Origin of the sequence: Coxiella-like endosymbiont (assembly GCF_002871095.1) — a bacterium.
Lineage (GTDB): Bacteria > Pseudomonadota > Gammaproteobacteria > Coxiellales > Coxiellaceae > Coxiella.
In genome coordinates this window covers 1-18,029 of sequence record NZ_NSHJ01000055.1, presented here as the reverse complement: position 1 = coordinate 18,029, position 18,029 = coordinate 1, and the positions used below count along the sequence as shown (strand labels likewise).

The following is an 18,029-nucleotide window of genomic DNA, read 5'->3' as shown; positions in this document are numbered from 1 at the left end:
GCCCAGAGAGATATTATAGTCAGAGATATATATCAATTGTTTCTCAATTAGTTTTTAAACACTAGTGTTCAGATATCGGTTGGATTTTATTACCTATACGTAAGACCTTCTAAACTCTTTATAAAAAAGGTTAATTGTGTTTTTACTCATACTCTGTTGAAACAGGAGGGGGATGCCTATTTATTTTTTACTGTTGTATGTTTGATTTTTGAAAATGCATCTTTTATAGGTTCTTTTTACGTTGGTAGGTTTTTTTACACGAGTCATACTGGGATTTGCTTTTGTTTGGACAATACAGAATTCTTGAATCAGAATTTTTAAAGATCGGAACCAGAAATACTTCTGACATGATAGTATTGTTTTATTAGCTAGATATTCGACTTTTTTAGAAACAGTAGCGCGTAATTTTATGTCAGAGTATCTCTTATGTATATCACGATGGATTCTCATTTTTTTCTTGACCACGGAAGCAACATCTTCATAATGTTGGATTATGAATATCTACAATTTTTCTTGGAATCGGTAAAATAAAATCCCCCCTTTAAGGTTCTGGCTATGATTTTAGAGTATGAGTGAGAGTAAATTCATAATATATTCTAACTACTTAAGTCAAGATTTAGATCACTTTACCTCAAAACACATTCAATATCCACTCACTCATTGAGGTATTTAAAATCTTTCAAGAAGAATGGATTGTTTTTGAAAATATTTATCTTGGCATGATCCGAATTCCTGAAATTGATTGGCGGTATTAAAATGATTTATGGGTTAGGATGTAAGTAGTAATTTTCCTACTCACTTTGGAAAAGAAAGGAGGACAATTAAAAGATATTAGTGAGGTATTTAAAAACGATATATTATTTGTTAAGCCTCATTTTACTCCTAACGATGTAGAATTTACTTAAATCACAAAAAATAATCCTGACTATCAGCGCATTACCTCATAGAGCATTAGCTCAGCTTCCAGTAATGAAAAAGCGGCAATTTAGGATAGACGCTTATGATTTTTTGATTTTAGTGAAAGTGTTTTGCTTGTAAGCAAAATATTTTGTTAACTTTATTCTCTAATATATTAATTAATAATGATTCATTTGAGTCGACAACTACCTCATTATTTTTGTTTGCTACCTTTAATAAAACTATCAGAATTTTTTTATTACCCTGGCCCCCCACATTATGTGGTAGTATGGATTTCTAGCCATGGTCACCCTTCTTTAAAGCTAGTAAGTGTTTTTATTTTGGGCGTCGTATTTATACGTGTCGCAGGGTATGTAATTAATAACTTTGTAGATTCTAATATCGATCAACATATTCGCCGTACTTAAGATCGATCTTTGGTTGTCAGAGTGGTGAGCCTTATAGAGGTAATAGTTAGAGGTAATAGTGCTATTGATTGTTTTATGGTTTATTACGTTCAGTTTTTAGTTTTGCTATTAAATCGTTTGACTCTTGCATTAAGGATTGTAAAAATTTTGCTTGTTGTTATTTATCCTTTCTTAAAAGGATTTACTTATCTGTTTCAATTATGGTTAGGTATCTCATTTGCGTGGAGTATACTTATGGTTCTTGCTACTCAACCAAGGAAAGTCTCTAAAATTGCTTGGTTGTTGTTTCTTCCGGCTATAGAATGGCCTATTGCTTATGATACGTAATATGCAATGGTAGATCGGGAAGATGATCTTAAAGTGGATGTAAAATCAACTGCTATTTTATTGAGAAATTATGATCAAACTCTTACAAATGGGCATGTTGATTATGTTGAGTATTTTGGGTTCGTATTTAAGCTTTAATTATTTATTTTATTTAAGATTGGTAGAAGCTTTTGGTTTAATAATTTATCAGTATGTTTTGATCTAAAGGCGAGAGCTAAAGCGGTGTCTTGAGGACTTTCGCAATAATTATTGGATGGGATTGTTTATTTTTTAGGTATTTAACCTCACTTACATACAATAATTAATTGATTTATTATCATTGACGTTTCCCAATTATACGGTAAGTTTTGCTAAACTGTGTGAATTTGCATTTGTAGGATAATCAAGCGGGTTAGTGAGCATTATTTAGTGAGAATTATTATGGTGACGTTAGACGTTATTATGGTGACAATAGAATACTTGAATACTTGTAAAAAAAAACTATATAAATAATTTTATGAAAAGAAAACTCATTAACTTTATTACGGCTCTTCTTTTTTTAATTATGCAGTCAATCTATGCAGATAATCTCATTCAAGTTTACTACCAAGCAGTGGAAAAAGATCCAACTTTTTTAGAAGCACATGCAAGCTGGTTATCGGCCCAACAAGATTTACCCATTGCAATCTCAGGAAGCGGTGCGCCGGGCTCTAGTTTATTACCTTATGTGACAATCACTGGATCACTTGCACAAACTCATCAGAAAATTGCTGTCGATTTTACTCCTAATAGTGGTGATAATGGTGATAGGGCGAGTGAGTATTTCAAAAAAAATACTTATTTGGTGACTTTAACCCAACCGATTTTTAATTATGCCACTTGGAAATCGATTAGCCGTGCTCATTTTACAGTTAAAGCAGCAACAGCTAGATACATAGCCGATACTCAAGATTTAATTCTTCGGACAGCTCAAGCCTATTTTAATGTCTTGAATGCCTATGATCAATTGCAATTTACACTTGCTCAAAAAAAATCTTTTCTTCATCAGCTGATAACCGCAGAAGAAAAATTTAAAGTAGGTTTAATTGCCATTACTGGAGTTTATGATGCCCAAGCTAGCTACGATCAAGCAGTAGCTCAAGAAATTCAGGATCGCAACAATTTGGCTAATCAACTTGAAAATTTACGTGCCATCACGGGAAGGGAATATAAATCACTAGCTGGCTTAAAAAACACTATTCCATTGCTGATACCTCATCCTAGTAATATTAATGCCTGGACAATAATTGCTGAGCGGCAAAGTTATTCTATTCAATCAGTATTGTACAGTATGCTGGCGCAACAGGAGTTAGTTAAACAAACTGCCGCGGGTTGGTATCCAACTTTAACGGGTGTTATCACTCATGAAAGCAACCAACAAGGTTTTCCTTCCACTCTAAGCGAGCTTCCTGCCACTACTGGAGCTAATTTTATAAATAAAACTGGAACCACCACGAGTGGTGGGGTGAATTTAAATTTCCCTATTTTTCAAGGTGGATATGTGATCCATGCTACTCAGAAGGAAGAATATAATTATCTCTCTGCTAGTCAACAACTGAACTTGACTCATCGACAGGTAGTACAACAAACCCGTCAGGCTTATCTTGGTGTGGATTCTGGTATTAGTAAAATTAAAGCAGATGAACAGGCTATTGTTTCTGCTGAAAATAAATTAAAAGCTACTCAAGCTGGCTATGTAGTGGGAACACGTACGATGGTGAATGTGTTGGATGCTGTAACAAATTTATATCAAGCTCAACAACAATGGGCTAGTGACCGTTATATGTACATCATTAATATTATTACTTTAAAACAACAAGCTGGAACTTTATGTCCTCAAGATTTACTGGAAATCAATTCCTGGTTAGGGAAATCCGTAAAATTTGACTTGAATAAACCTGTTATTGTGAGTAAATATGCTACCGAACTACCAACTGCTTTATCCAAGAATAACTAAAATAATCTATATAATCTATAAAGAAAGTCTGTATTTTCTCCCCTCTCTCGAAATTAAAAACCTATTGGACTACAAGATAGTATGTTGGGCAGTTTATTAGGCAAACAGCTCAATCTTCTATTTTTCATCATAATAATTCGACACCAAGTTGGGGTGATTGTTTCAAAAGGATACTATTTCATAGTACAATTATTCACCTTTTCTAAAAGTCTGATACAGAAAACTTGAGGAGAAAGCACATACCGTTTAAATTTAAAATTCTTGATGAGAAAAGCTAGTATTACTTGATGAGTAAAGCTAGTATCAAATAATAAGTAATGTATGAAAACTTTTCTATACCCAAGTTAAAAAATGGCTCTAGCTTTGAAACTCTTATTGTCTGATTTATAAAAAGACTCTTATTATCTGATCTATAAAAAGATAAGTCTTTGCCAAAGCACAACAAAAAGGGGGGTGTCCTGTGTTTTTCCCCCTTGATTAATTCGTTAACTACGATGAGTAATCCAGAAATTGCTGAAACAATAGATATAAAGTTCTGACTGTGTAGAAATTATAGAGTTCTCTATAAATCTCCCCTATTGATGAGAGAGGTATCAGGAAAGCGTGTTCAATAAAGTTACCTTTTTATATAGCTGAAGAAAAAGGCTTCTTACCTTTACAGGCAAGGCAACTTCTATAGTTTAATTCACTATCGATCCATTGTAGATGCCGATTCAGTGCTCCTCTGTTAGCGATACTGACTTGGTAGGCTCGTTCTCCAATATTTTTTCTTTCTTGTGGATTATTAAATAATTGTGCTACCTCGGTAAAAAGGTTTTTGCTATCAGAAACAATGATCAGTGCATTAGCAGTTTTTAGTAAATCACTTATTATCATAAAATTTTGCAAATTAGGTCCACTAATGATTGGAAGACGAACTGCAGCGGGCTCAATTAAATTATGTCCCCCTATTGAAACTAAGCTGCCGCCTACAAAAGCTACATCGCTCGCTGCATAAAGTAAACGCAACTCACCCATGCTATCGCCGAGTAAAATATCTGTGTAAGAATAGGGGGTTTTATGTAAACTGCGCTTAGCGATCGAAAAACCAGTAGCTTCACAAAGATGAGCTACCTTATCAAATCGATTAGGGTGACGAGGAACTAAAATTAAAAGAGCATCCTGAAATTGATATCGTAATTGGTGAAAGGCCTCAAGAATGATAATTTCTTCTCCTTCGTGAGTGCTAGCAGCAATTAAAGTTGGACGAAGTCCCCAATTTATCCGTAAACTTTTTCCTGCATCAATTAAAGACTCGGGTAAGTGTAAATCAAATTTTATATTGCCGGTAATCAGTAAACGATTAGCGTCTAATCCAAGCTGGAGAAATCGCTTGCCGTCAAGATTACTTTGGGCTGCAACACAGGTGATCTGTGAGAGCATTTTTCGAGTAATTTGAGCAATACGCTGATAATTATGCATAGAACGTTCAGATAAGCGAGCATTCGCTAGGAGTATAGGAATTCTTTTTTGATGGGAATAATACAGTATATTTGGCCAAAGTTCGGTTTCCATGATAATGGCTAGTTGTGGATGAATACGGTTTAAAAATCGCTTAACAGGTCCTGGTAGATCATAGAGAAAATATACGTGGCGAATTCGATTTCCAAAAGTATTATAAACTTGTTCGGAACCGGTAGGGGTAGTAGTAGTAACTACTAAAGTATATTGCGGATAACCTTCTAACAAAGCTTTAATTAGCGGAATAGCGGTCATAACTTCTCCCACTGAAACTGCGTGAAGCCAGAAAGATTGTGTATTGGAATTGAGAGCAGCAATGTATCCAAAACGTTCTAAAAGACGATAGCGATAGCCTTTAAGTTTGCGAGACTGCCATAACATTCGTAGTAAGAGAAAAGGCAAAGCTGCATAAAACAACAAAGTATACAGATAACGCATATAAGATCTTATTAGTACAATTTACTGAAAATTGATACCTACTATTTCTGAATAGTGGTATCAAAAAAACTAAATAAAAATATAATAATATGTATTATGTTCCGATGCAATATACAACGTATTTAAATAATTATTTAAAACCTTTTCTAGTAAATTAGTAGAGGAAAGTTAAAAAATTCAAACACCAAAAAAGACAGGTAAAAAAAGCTATACGGGAGAGGGACCACTCCCCAGGCTTTCTTCAAAAGTTTTATGTGTGGATTGGAAGTGGTAAAGTAACCTCCTGGTATGTGTTCATATACCAATACCTCAACATATTCTAATCACCTTTTATTCACGAAACTCATTGATAATAGCGAGAATGAAGCCCAATTGCAGCATTTGCGCATAATAATGTGTTGAAGTGGTTCTTTATAAAGATGGGCTCGTTTGAAATTATTGATGATGGCCGCAGCATACTGATTGATATTAAGCCTGAATATAAAGTTTTCAGGGTGAAATTAATTCTTACCCATATTCATGGGGGTGCTAAATTTTCTAATAAAACTTATTAAATATTTCTGTGGATTGTATGGTATTGGTATTTCGATTGTAAATGCACTATCAAAAATTAATTGTTCAAGTGAACAAGGAAGGAACCTTCAATTGAAAAAGGAAAGAAAGATTTATTAAATGAATTGTGTGAATAGCTAAACAATATTAAAATTATATACCGTCGATTTATGTAGTAAACAAGAAACAGGAATTAATATTTTATTTTGGCTTGATATTCAGTATTTTAATCGTCCTAACTTTAGCATATCCGCTTTAAAGCATACTCTAAACGCGAAGACAGTTTTGTGTCCTGGATTATGTGGTTCGATTTACTGTGTGACGAATACACTGAAAAATATCTTGAATGTTTAATGGTATTACACAGACGGGGGCATTAAGAAGCTACTTATTGTTAAATATTGTCTGTAACTCTAAACGTCTATCAGAGAGGATCTTTGGGTAAGTAAGAAATTTTGTAGGAGTTCAAGAAAATGTGGATGGAGTAGTATTTAGTTTCCTACAAGGAAATAAGGTATTAGGGAAAGTTATGTAAATTTAATTTTTACCTTTATGAAAGGGTGGGACGCATGTTAATAAATTACGTGCTGGAATATCGGAAATAGTGCGTAAATTTTGAGAAATTCATAAATTTTTACTTTGTCATTTAAAATTATCATGTAAAAATATTTAGGATCAGTGTCGCGATCTATCTGTAAAAATAAAAGAACCTTAATTCTTTAGCTAGACTAAAGAACTATTAATATTCCCCCTTAATAATATAAGGGGTTTGTGATTTAAGTTTCTAAAAAATGTTTTTAGTTTATGGTTTTAATCATAAGATGGAAATAGGAAAAGCATTGGCCGACCTGACTATTATTGCTAATGTCCAAAAGCGATTTTGTATTATTAAAAAAGTAGAATGTAAAAAATAATCATTACTCCACTTTTGACTCCACTTTTGCTTGAAAAATTCAAATTGTATTGTATCGGATACTATACAATAGGAATTGTTTTTAGTATCGGAAGATCTTGCTCTGGTGGCTTTCGGAACAATAAGACCATACATAATATAAATAAAAATTTAAAGCCGTTATGCCATTATCTGGAAACATATTAAATACTTGAGAAAAAAGTAAATGCCTGCCGAATAAATACTACCTTATCAAGCAGTATATGCTATTACTATTGTGCAATTGGTGTTGACCCCAACTCTTTTAATTGAGAAGGTTTTAGTTATGGGAAAATTTATATTTTAACGGATGCTGACTCAGATAATTATCATATTGCAACGTTACTCTCTGACTTTTTTATAAAAATTTTTATCCTTTTAACTAAAGGATGCTTATGTGTTTCTGGTAATGCCACTATTTTATCAGATTGTCATTCAAGAAATTTTGTATCCATTGGACGAAGATGAAAAAGTAGGTCTTTTAGACTAAATTAAATCTAAAAAATTAAACGGTACTATTTAATATACAGCGGTTTAAAAGATTGAGAGAAATTAATCAAAATCAACTCTAAGAAACCACTATGAATTTTGATGCTCTTTGCTTAGTTCGCTCTTTGCTTAGTTCAATTAATAGTACAATTAATCGTAAAAGTTAAAGATAAAATGGAAGAATTTTTAGATATGTTGTTAGCTAATAAACGAGCCACTGATTGTTAGAAGTGAGTAAAGTAAAAAAGAAAATATTTCTTAACTTGAAATTTAAAGAATAAAAATCCATAAAAAATAGAACAGTTTTAGTTTTGTGGCATTAGTGAGTGCTACTACAGTTAATGTGAAAGAAACGAAGATATCTATGCCGTTAAAAATGATTAAGGACAGGGCTAATTTTATCCATCTTCGTGAAAAAAATGGGATAATAATACCTCACTTCCCGGGAGTTATCCATTTGTGAAAATTCCTCATTAAAAAAGAGCTTCAAAAGCTAATCTTTAAAAGGTGATTTCTGATAATCAGTAAAAATTAGTTTTGTCTTCTGGAGATAATTTTTATTCTACTATTTTTGTAGATAGTACGTAAAAAACAGGATATCGTAATGTTGTTATCAATGGGTGTGGGGAGGTTACGGTATGGAAAAAGGATTTCTTGTTATAAATGATTAGAAGGGTCACTTTGTGATATCTAATTCTGTAGCCGGGGCAGTGAAAAACTATGATGTGATGAATATTTATTTAAGGATTTAACTATGGAAGAGCCTAATCGTTGAACTTTTTCTTGGTTCTCGTAATGATTTTAATTTTATTATCAGTGTTTTTGAGTTGGTATTTAGGTTTTACCTGTACTTAGATTGACGGTAGTAGTTACTGTTGTAAATCGGGGGGTGTTAGTTTTATACATTACAGTTATACAGTACTGATTGAGTATTACTATTATAGTTTTTTCATTTTTTTGGTGTTACTTAGTAAGCTTTAGGTAAGCCATTCTAATTTTAAGAATTATTTTCTTTATTTACACTCTTCTAGTTATTAGACGATGAGTTTATTTTGAATTATTATTTTAATAATAATTTTGAATTATTTTTTAATAATAATACTAATGAATAATATTTTTTATTTTGAGCATCGATGATTTGAAGGGAAATAAAATTACGTAATGGGATACTTCATAATTATCAAACACGTACTTTCATATTAGACGGAATGAAAAAATGAGTACGTTTTTTGTGTCATTCTAATCCTAGAAATTCAGGATTTTAGCAATAGTAACAATCATGTGAGAAGACTATCCTTATGATTGATTGAATAAAAAATAAGTATTATCTATACGAAAACCCCAAAGCTTACCTGAACAGTTTATCTGGTTTAGTAGATATTAAATTTTAAAAAATTTAATCCAGTGTAAGATTCGAAGAGTGGTAGATCTCACCAATTAAAGAATTTCTTTATTTTATGTAAAAAAATCAATTTTGCATTAATTACTGTAGTTACAAAAACAGAATGGCAAGAAATTTTAACTATAGCATCTTAAAATTGATAAATCGTGTGTTCTGTTATAACAAAATTTAATGGAATATCCCATTTTTCAATGGGGATTGTATCGATTTTTTGGAAGTTGTAAGCGATGCCTACCAGTATTAGTTTTTTTACAGTTCTATCTTCTAAAGACCCTAAAGCCTGATCATAATATCCTAAACCACGACCTAATCGATTACCCCTGTTGTCAAAAGCAACCAAAGGTAGAAAAATCAAATCAAGATTAGTGATTGAAATAAGTGTTTCTCGAGAGGTATCAGGTTCTTCGATGCCGAAACGGTTTTTAATTAAAAGGTTTTCTAAATGATAGGAATAAAAATCTAAGTAGTTCTGACAAGAACGTAACACAGGCAAATAACAATTTTTTGGGATTGTCTGTGCTTTTGTGAGCACATTGTCAATACTCACTTCACCATTGTTTGCCTTATAAAAGGCGATATTTTGACTAAGTTGAAAAGGTTTTAGGGTCATTATTTTTTTATAAACTGCTTGGGCTGCATAAGTTTGCTCTTGAAGCAAAAGACTGGTTCTTCGATGACGAAGAAGCTTACGCAGGTAGTTTTTCTTACTTGTTATTGCTGAATTCATTATAAAAACCTCTATGAGATCATTAAAAGTTGTTAATTGAACCAAAAAAGGTTTAAGTATGGGAGAGGAGAGCGGGCGCCCTCTCGGGAACAAGCACCTTTATTCTTCCCTTCTCTCATGGGGTATGTAAGTTCGATGGACTTGCTCAATAGGGTGATTACAGTCGATTCTTTATTATCTTCCTATCGGTTCAACTATCGGTTCAAATACATCGAATTTACAAAAATTTTTAGAGAAGATACTATCAATTATACAGCAATTTCTTGGTTAGTTTCTAGGAAATTTGAAATGTGTCGTTGAAAGTCCTGAATACGCTGGTTCATAACATCGATATAATTATTTTTTTTGTTTACGCAATTGCATGAGTTCATCACAGATATTTAGAGCTATTAGTATAGTGATGTGTTCAGTACTGTTGATGTTTTACGGTTTGATGCACTTTCTGCATTTGCTCATCGACATAGTTAGCGGCTTATTGGAGTGCTTTTGTTTGTTCGGGAGGGCATTTGATTTTATAACTGCGGTCGAGAATTTTTACTGAAATAATATTTTGATCAATATTATTTATGGCATTTCTTCCCTTAATTGTGTGATTATTTTTTTATTTTTTGGGCACTATGAAGATTTATTTTTACCAAAAAAGATCATTCTCGTGCATGATTTGCTGATTTTTTCCGTAGCATATTATTTACTGTTTTTTAAACGGTCTACTGAACGAACATAATAAGTAATCTACTTACTTAATATTTGAGTTCACTGAATCTAAAAGTGTGTTTTGCTTGTATACTTGGAAGATCCTATTAATATTTTTATAAGAAATACTTATTTTAGTATTAAAAGTAAATTAAGAATAGTACCACCCCCCCTTAATCAGGTCAACCTTACATAGTTTTCTTAGAGTGGTTCTGTTGCTTGGTGTAACCACTCATGTAATTCTTTATTTTGTAATAAATCTCTTAATACAAGGTAAATTTTTTGATGGTAATCATTAATTTGTTGAATTTCTTGCTTAGAAAGCTCTGCTGTATTAATAAGTTTTCGACAATACGGTACTAATGTAAGGTCTTCAAAGCCATAGAAAGGGCCGTGACCCGTCATACTGTCGTGAACTTTAAATTTTTCAGTAACTAAACAGAGGTTTTCAATTCGAATGCCATATTGATTAGTCATGTAAATACCAGGCTCGTTACTTACGATCATGCCTGGTTGTAGGGGAGTTTGTGTATAGCGAGCCGTGATGGCTTGGGGTCCTTCATGTACGCACAAATAGTTTCCAACGCCATGTCCAGTTCCGTGACTATAATCTAGTGCTTCACGCCATAAAAATTGGTGGGCAAAAGCATTGAGGTGTTCCCCACAGGTTCCTTTAGGAAAGATTGTGTGACGAATCGCAAGGTGTCCTTTAAGAACTAAGGTATAAAGATGTAATTGTTCTTGTGTGGGATTTCCTAAGTGAATAGTGCGAGTAATGTCAGTAGTACCCGAAAGATATTGTCCACCCGAATCGATCAAATAAAGTGTGGAATCATCGATAGAGATGTCAGTTTCTGTTGTAGCTGTATAATGTACGATAGCCCCATGAGAGCCGAAACCACTAATGCTGGGAAAGCTTAAATCTAAACATTGCGAGTTTTCTCGACGAAAGACCTCTAATTTTTGAGCCGCTGTTATTTCACTAACCCCTTCTTGCCAGTGATTTTCTAACCAATGTAAAAAACGTATCATGACAATAGCGTCAAGGATATGTGCTTTTTGCGCACCTTTTTGTTCTATCGGGTTTTTAACTGATTTGAGTAATGTAATAGGGGAGGGTTTATAAATAAATTTTTTGGCATTTTTCAACTGTTTTTGGATCCACCAATTAGTTGTTTCAGGATCAATCCAAACACACCCCGACAAAGTGATAAGGACTTTTCCTAGAGTGTGGTAAGATTTAATTTGGACCTTAATCTTTTTGAAGTAGCTTTTATCCGCTTCAGTAAGTTTTTGTGGCTCTGTAATAAATAAGAAGGACTCATGTTGCGTAACTATGGCGTAGCTTAAAGCGAGGGGATTGTAATCAATATCGTTTCCTCGAATATTAAATAACCAGGCAATAGCATCAAGAATATTTATTACCAGAACATCTGCACCTTCGGATTGTAGAATCCTACGAAGAGTGAGTAGTTTGTCTTTAGAACTTAGCCCAGCATATTGTTCAGGGTAAAGTCGAATGGGATTCTTTGGGAGTGCTGGACGATCTTTCCATATTTGGTCCACGAGATTATTATTTACCAATAAAAGTTTTCCTTTCTGTATAAGCAAAGCGTTCTCAATTTTTTCTACTTGGTGGATGGTAATCACTTTAGGATCTGTAGCAAAGATAATGGGCCTTTTTTCCTCACGCAACCATTGATCAATACTGGGTGTTTCACCCTGGCCTATTTTCATTAATTTAAAAAGGGTGTTGTCAAGCTGCTGTTCTGCTTGTAAGAAATACCGAGAGTCGGTCCACAAAAAGGCATTATCCATTCCTATAATTAAGTCTCCTAAGGATCCTGTAAATCCACTAATCCAGACTCGACGTTGCCAACAAGGAGGGAGGTATTCATTGTTATGGGGATCACTGGTGGGAATATAGTAATAATCGGCACCAATTGTTTGCATTAATTGTCGTAATTGGAATAATCGATTTTTAATGGAGTTATTAATCATACTAATAATTTTTCCTGTGCTTTAAATTAAAACTCCTCATCATACTTGTTTTTAATTCTTCTCACGAGGCTGTTTCGTTTTAATTTTGGTGAAAGTTAAAAATATCTCAAATTGGCATTGGTATGATAGGATAATGCTTACTATGCAAACTAAGCCAGTTTCTCAAAATAAATCAGATCTTATTATTCTTGGTTTAGGTCTTATTGGGACAAGTTTGGCAGTTTCTATGCAAAATCAAGGGCTACAAATCAAAATCTTAGAACATCATTTTTCCGAAGCAACTTTAGTTCTTCAGAAAGATATGAGGTTTATTACAGTTTCGTATGTTAGCTACCAAATATTACACACATTAGGTGTATAAGAAGATCTGGCTCTTGAGTCTTGTACCATTTCTATCGTTCACCTTTCGGATCAAGAAGGTGGATTAGGTAACTTACATTTTCGAGCTAGTGAATTGAGGGTTCCCGATTTTAGGTTATGTAGTTCCTTTGTATAAATTACAGCACGTACTGTATCAGTGAGCCGCCTTTCAAAAGAATCTAAAAATTATCCCTATTATTAAAATTCTTGCTATGCATTGTGCTGAGCTGACTTCGGTTAATTTCTTAACTTTTGAGGGAGAAAAAAATTTGTAAACAAATTTGCTCGTTTCTGCGGACGGAGTCCAATCTACAGTGCGGTGATTATTAAATATTCCTACAAAAGAAAAAAAATCACAATGAGGTTGCATTGATTGTCTCAGTGGAATTAGTAAAACCACATAATTAAACTACCTATTAGGGATTTACTTTGTAAGGAACACTACCTATTTTAGCACTCTTTAACCAGAGTCAGTGTCGTTTAGTTTGGTACTTGTCGAAACACTTAGCTGATAAAGTTAACGAGTGCTCTGATGAGGAATTTCAAAGTAAGGTTCAAAAAAAATTCAAACATTGTTTAGGAGAAATTAAATTGCTTAAATGAGGAAGCAATTCTCTTTACAGCTATTAATTGTTAAAGAACAATTTTGTTCAGGCTTTGTTTTATTAGGAAATTCTGCCCATACCTTTTATCCTATTGCTGCTTAGGGTTTAATGTAGGATTACGAGATGTGGCAACGCTTAGCGAATTAGTAATCTTTGCTTATCAGAAATATAAATTTTTGAGGAAAATTAATCTTTTGCAAAAATATATTAAATGGCGTAAAAAAGATCAGAATTGTATCATTAGGTTAACTCGCAATATTTCACAATGGTTTAATTTAAAATTATCATTAGCAAATCGAGTTCAGGGTTTAGGGTTATTAGCAACAGAATTATTTCCTCCAATTAAAAAACCATTCTCCAAACGTTTTCTTGGTTTTCTTGGTTTAGCAGGACGTTTGCCCAAACTACTGCAAGGTGAACTTGAATGGATGATGTGAGAATGGGGGTCTAAATTAATCTTCGTCATTATTATTGGTGATGGGATGGGGATGGTAGGGCTATTATTAGGAACATTATTAGTAAATATTAAGAACATTATTAGTAAATGCAGAAATAAAATTATCCTAATTGAAGCAAGAAAACCTTTGTTATGTTCGGGTAAAAGTCGTTTAAATGCTCGGGTAAGTATAATTAACGCAGTTTCCCAATGATTATTTAAAAAATTAATTGTTAGCATGATATTCATGGGTCAACTTATTCTTCTTTGGTTAAATTGGATGTGTTGGATAAGGTGAGTGGAGGAGAAATTATTTTTGATAGTGCCGATGTTGGTGCATCTACTTTAGGGTTTAGGGGCTTTTGTTGAAAATCAGGAGATTGTTCGAGTTCTTTGGCAAACTTTACAAAAAGAGGATCCTTTAGTCGCATTTATTTGTTCAGGTTAACCTTGAAATCTCTTTTCTTTTAAAGAATATATTGCTCTTGAGTTAGATAATTAAAAAATAATTCGTACTTTACTGGGAGGGGGGCTGATGGTTCAAATTCATGGCTTCGTAAGCAGATGAATATTACTATACAAGAGCGTTTTTATGAAGAAAGCGTTCTTGTTAGGGTTCTTATGAAGAAAGGGCTCTTGTTGCCATTGTTAAAACCGAAAATTCTTATAAAAAAAATTGGTTGGCAAGCGTTTTACCAGACGCTGTGTTAGCTTTATTACCTTTAGCCGATCCCCATCATTGTGCTATTGTTTAGTTGATTTCTTTAGAAGAAGCAAGATTAATAGATGCCGATGAAAAATCATTTAATAAAATAAATAATGCTTTAGGTTAGGATTTGGTGAGATTCAGAGACTAACACAACCCAAATCTACTCCCTTAATTATTTCTCATGCAAGAAAATATCTAGATTCTCGTAGAGTATTAATTGTTGACGCAGCACATATGATATATCCCCTAGCAGGATAAGGAGTTAATTTGGGTTTTATGGATCTAGCTTGTTAGCACAATAAAAAATGTGACGTGGGTAGAGTTTTTGGGTTTTACGTTGCTATGAGCGTTGGTGTAAAGGAGATAACCTTATGATGTGAGCAGTGATGTGAGCAGCCATGTGATTTCTTAAAGAAATTTTGGGGACTCAATTATCTCTTGTTGTTCAAGCACACAATATAGGATTAACAATGATAAATCGATTTAATTTTCTAAAAATTATTTTATAAAAATTGCGATTGATGAGTTAATCGATTTGCCTCATTTAATTAGGTATGAAATAACTTCAATTAGGTATGAAATTAACTTCAATTAAATTAAATCAATTTTTGATCATTTATATAAGGTTGGTTTCACCGAATTATCAGGAGATTTTATGAAGATACCTTGTTGAAGAGCGATTGTAGGTCAAGCTCTCTGCTATTTTGATTTAAAAAAATTGGAAAAAAGTAGTTTTTTGAAATGATTACCTTTTTAGTTTTAAACAGTGGTTTGGGAGTGGCTTGTTATGTTAAATATGCAAAAAATATTAGTTAAGTTTTTTATAGAACATTAGATTTGTACCACTAACCATCCTATTTAAAAGGAATTTAATGCGCTTATTGTAATGAATTAATTTTTTTGCGGTTAAAATCATCTTAAATCTATCTAATGAAGCTCTATCCGTACTAGTCGCATATTATATTTTAGTTAGTTATTCCTTCCTGCGGATTAAACACCTTGTAGTCTGAAAAGGTATAGGTAATGAGTGATATAGGTATGAGTCAATGGTCATAATTAGAAAGTTTCAAGGTGGTCATATTCAATTCTAACGATTCGGTAAACCATGAGTATGGTTTGGTAAGCCAGTGGCTAAGATATTAGCCATTGCTATTTCATTGATTTTATTAGTGGTGTGTGTAATATTTAAATTAATATTTAAATAGTATTTGAATTAGTGAAAGATAATTTAATTTATTCCTCAGAATACAATAACTATTTATATCATTGATTTTATTATCTATTTACTCACTAGGGATAGGAAATGATACATTAACTAACTTATTTATAAAAATATAATAAGAATTTAAGTACTTAGTAAATGCTAGACAGCATCCCATAAGTATTTTTCTCTACAACGAAGAAAATGACAGATGAAGCTGAAAACAATGTTTGTTTCGCGTGCGTCAGGTCTGTGGCTGTGGTACTCTGAAGGCTATCTTGGTTAGCCTTTAAAACCCACTAAAAAAGTTATTGCTAAATTAATCATGATATCCCCCAACTTAATTAGGTGGGAATTATTATGGGAATTATTAGTTGTGTTACACTTTTTCGCTAATAAAATTAGTCAATATGAAAGTTAGTCAATTTTTTTTACCTACTGTTAAAGAAATTCCCTCAGATGCTAAACTGAGCAGTCATCAATTGATGATACGTGCGGGTATGTTACGTAAATTAGCGAGTGGTTTATATACTTGGTTACCCTTAGGGTTGCGTGTTTTAAAAAAAGTGGAGAACATTATTCGGGAAGAAATGAATCGGAGTGGTGCACTAGAATTATTAATGCCTGTAGTACAACCGGAAAACTTATGGCAAGAATCAAATCGTTGGGAAAGTTACGAATCTGAATTATTAAGAATTATTGATCGCCATAAGCATGTGTTTTGTTTTGGTCCTACTCACGAAGAAGTAATTACAGATGTTGCTCGCCAGGAACTATGTAGTTATAAACAATTACCTATTAATTTTTATCAGATCCAAACTAAATTTCGCGATGAAATGCGTCCCCGATTTGGCGTAATACGTTCCCGTGAATTTTTAATGAAAGATGCTTATTCTTTTGATCTTGATAAAAAGGGAATGCAAGCGGCTTATAATAAAATGTATGAGGCTTATGTGCGTATATTTACTCGTTTGGGATTAAATTTTCGTGTGGTATTAGCAGATACTGGAACTATCGGCGGTGACTATTCCCACGAATTTCAAGTTCTGGCCGATGTGGGTGAAGATATTGTAGTTTATAGTGATGCAAGTGATTACGCAGCCAACATTGAAAAAGCGAGTGCTCAAGAGCCGCAAGGTGAACGACCAGCACCTACGGCTAAGATGACAAAAATCGCAACCCTCAACATTCATACAATTAAACAACTAACTAAGACATGGAAGATTTTCCCAGAAAAAGGAGTCAAAACTTTTATCGTGAAAGGAGAAGAATCTCCGTTTGTAGCGCTTATTTTACGAGGTGATCATGAATTAAATACGATAAAAGCGCAAAATCTAGCTGGTGTTGCTTCTCCATTGGTTTTTGCTAATGAAAAAGAAATCAGAGAAACTATTGATGCTGGGCCTGAATTTTTAGGACCTGTAAATTTAGCTCTTCCCTATATCGTGGATCGAGATGCTGCGCATTTATCTGATTTTTTTTGTGGAGCTAACGAAGATCATTTTCATTTTATAAACGTTAATTGGAATCGTGATGTTCCTTTAGGAAAAGTGGCTGACCTTAGAAATGTAGTTGTAGGGGATCACAGCCCCGATGGTAAAGGTTACTTGCGTTTTGCTCGAGGAATTGAGGTGGGTCAAGTGTTTCAACTTGGTGAAAAATATAGTCGTAAAATGAAGGCCACCATTCTCGATGAAACGGGAAAAAGTCGCTATATACAAATGGGCTGTTATGGAATCGGTATTTCGCGAACGGTGGCGGCAGCAATTGAGCAGAATCATGATGAAGCTGGAATTATTTGGCCTGAAGCAATGGCTCCTTTTTCAATAGCTTTAATTGGTCTTAATAGGCATCACTCTTATCGGGTACAGGAAGCTTGTGAACACATCTATCATGAGTTAACCAAAGCAGGTTTTGAGGTGCTCTGGGATGACCGTAAAGAAAGACCAGGTGTCATGTTTGCTGACATGGATTTAATAGGCATTCCACATCGGTTAGTAATTAGCGAGCGTGGTTTAAATAAAAATACTTTAGAATATAAATTTCGTCATAATAATGAGATAGAAACTTTACCCATTAATAAGGATCTAGCTATTTTACTTAAAGAAAAAACTGAGTGGCACTAAACTTGGTAGTAATATAAAGTCATGCAAAATTCGAAGAGTGAACACTCCAGTTTATAGTGGTTCAACGTTTTCTCTTATTTTTTTTATCTGAAATAAAAGTTAAATCTTAAGGAGGGTGAATTTACCCTAGCTTACTTAAAAAACTAGTTTGCCGACGAAGCATACTATCATCATGATTATTAATATTTTTTTATTTATATGCTTTCTGCGAAGTATTGTCTATCTGATGTTT

10 protein-coding genes and 1 pseudogene are annotated in these 18,029 nt (G+C 33.3%); 6 read left to right on the top strand and 5 right to left on the bottom strand.

Going from position 1 to position 18,029, the window contains the following annotated elements; translation table 11 throughout:
* The first annotated feature begins 1,082 nt into the window (after positions 1-1,082).
* Together CLERM_RS04030 and CLERM_RS00565 are read left to right on the top strand one after the other, a co-directional pair.
* A pseudogene (locus CLERM_RS04030) lies at positions 1,083-1,652 on the top strand (UbiA family prenyltransferase).
* A 496-nt stretch (positions 1,653-2,148) separates the two neighbouring features.
* Entirely contained in the window at positions 2,149-3,627 is a 1,479-nt protein-coding gene (locus tag CLERM_RS00565) for a TolC family outer membrane protein (RefSeq protein WP_102156677.1), read from the top strand.
* A gap of 624 nt (positions 3,628-4,251) precedes the next feature.
* Here the strand turns inward: CLERM_RS00565 and waaA are convergent.
* Positions 4,252-5,565: a lipid IV(A) 3-deoxy-D-manno-octulosonic acid transferase gene (waaA, locus tag CLERM_RS00560; RefSeq protein WP_102156676.1), complete on the bottom strand. Its 1,314-nt coding sequence runs from the start codon at positions 5,563-5,565 to the stop codon at positions 4,252-4,254.
* Between the two features lie 419 nt (positions 5,566-5,984).
* Here waaA and CLERM_RS04100 point away from each other — a divergent pair, with 419 nt between their 5' ends.
* Positions 5,985-6,119 (top strand): hypothetical protein, encoded by a 135-nt coding sequence (locus tag CLERM_RS04100; protein ID WP_275094194.1) that lies wholly within the window; start codon positions 5,985-5,987, stop codon positions 6,117-6,119.
* A 2,950-nt stretch (positions 6,120-9,069) separates the two neighbouring features.
* Here the strand turns inward: CLERM_RS04100 and CLERM_RS00550 are convergent.
* The 3 genes from CLERM_RS00550 to CLERM_RS00540 all read right to left on the bottom strand — a co-directional run bounded on the left by CLERM_RS00550 (position 9,070) and on the right by CLERM_RS00540 (position 12,360).
* A complete protein-coding gene (locus tag CLERM_RS00550) occupies positions 9,070-9,666 on the bottom strand; it encodes a 5-formyltetrahydrofolate cyclo-ligase (protein ID WP_102156675.1) in 597 nt (198 codons plus the stop codon).
* A 336-nt stretch (positions 9,667-10,002) separates the two neighbouring features.
* The gene (locus tag CLERM_RS04125; protein WP_338028225.1) at positions 10,003-10,056 is read right to left on the bottom strand and encodes a hypothetical protein; all 54 of its coding nucleotides are present in this window, start codon (positions 10,054-10,056) and stop codon (positions 10,003-10,005) included.
* Between the two features lie 504 nt (positions 10,057-10,560).
* Entirely contained in the window at positions 10,561-12,360 is a 1,800-nt protein-coding gene (locus tag CLERM_RS00540; protein WP_102156674.1) for an aminopeptidase P family protein, read from the bottom strand.
* A 142-nt stretch (positions 12,361-12,502) separates the two neighbouring features.
* On the opposite strand from CLERM_RS00540, the gene CLERM_RS04025 reads away from it, so the two are divergent.
* Positions 12,503-12,721, top strand: a complete 219-nt coding sequence (locus CLERM_RS04025; protein WP_236905126.1) for a hypothetical protein — start codon at positions 12,503-12,505, stop codon at positions 12,719-12,721.
* Positions 12,722-13,450: 729 nt separating this feature from the next.
* Complete coding sequence (locus CLERM_RS04020) at positions 13,451-13,762, top strand: Rossmann-fold NAD(P)-binding domain-containing protein (RefSeq protein ID WP_236905125.1); 312 nt, start codon at positions 13,451-13,453, stop codon at positions 13,760-13,762.
* 256 nt (positions 13,763-14,018) lie between these two features.
* Here the strand turns inward: CLERM_RS04020 and CLERM_RS03930 are convergent, their stop codons facing one another.
* Positions 14,019-14,192 (bottom strand): hypothetical protein, encoded by a 174-nt coding sequence (locus tag CLERM_RS03930; protein WP_157939800.1) that lies wholly within the window; start codon positions 14,190-14,192, stop codon positions 14,019-14,021.
* Between the two features lie 1,889 nt (positions 14,193-16,081).
* Between CLERM_RS03930 and CLERM_RS00530 the strand changes: the two genes are divergently transcribed.
* Positions 16,082-17,797, top strand: a complete 1,716-nt coding sequence (locus CLERM_RS00530; RefSeq protein WP_102156673.1) for a proline--tRNA ligase — start codon at positions 16,082-16,084, stop codon at positions 17,795-17,797.
* Positions 17,798-18,029: the final 232 nt, after the last annotated feature.

Coding starts and splice junctions, on each gene's coding strand:
- CLERM_RS00565 (WP_102156677.1), top strand. CDS start 2,149: ATGAAAAGAAAACTCATTAACTTTATTACGGCTCTTCTTTTTTTAATT.
- waaA (WP_102156676.1), bottom strand. CDS start 5,565: ATGCGTTATCTGTATACTTTGTTGTTTTATGCAGCTTTGCCTTTTCTC.
- CLERM_RS04100 (WP_275094194.1), top strand. CDS start 5,985: ATGGGCTCGTTTGAAATTATTGATGATGGCCGCAGCATACTGATTGAT.
- CLERM_RS00550 (WP_102156675.1), bottom strand. CDS start 9,666: ATGAATTCAGCAATAACAAGTAAGAAAAACTACCTGCGTAAGCTTCTT.
- CLERM_RS00540 (WP_102156674.1), bottom strand. CDS start 12,360: ATGATTAATAACTCCATTAAAAATCGATTATTCCAATTACGACAATTA.
- CLERM_RS04025 (WP_236905126.1), top strand. CDS start 12,503: ATGCAAACTAAGCCAGTTTCTCAAAATAAATCAGATCTTATTATTCTT.
- CLERM_RS03930 (WP_157939800.1), bottom strand. CDS start 14,192: ATGCGACTAAAGGATCCTCTTTTTGTAAAGTTTGCCAAAGAACTCGAA.
- CLERM_RS00530 (WP_102156673.1), top strand. CDS start 16,082: ATGAAAGTTAGTCAATTTTTTTTACCTACTGTTAAAGAAATTCCCTCA.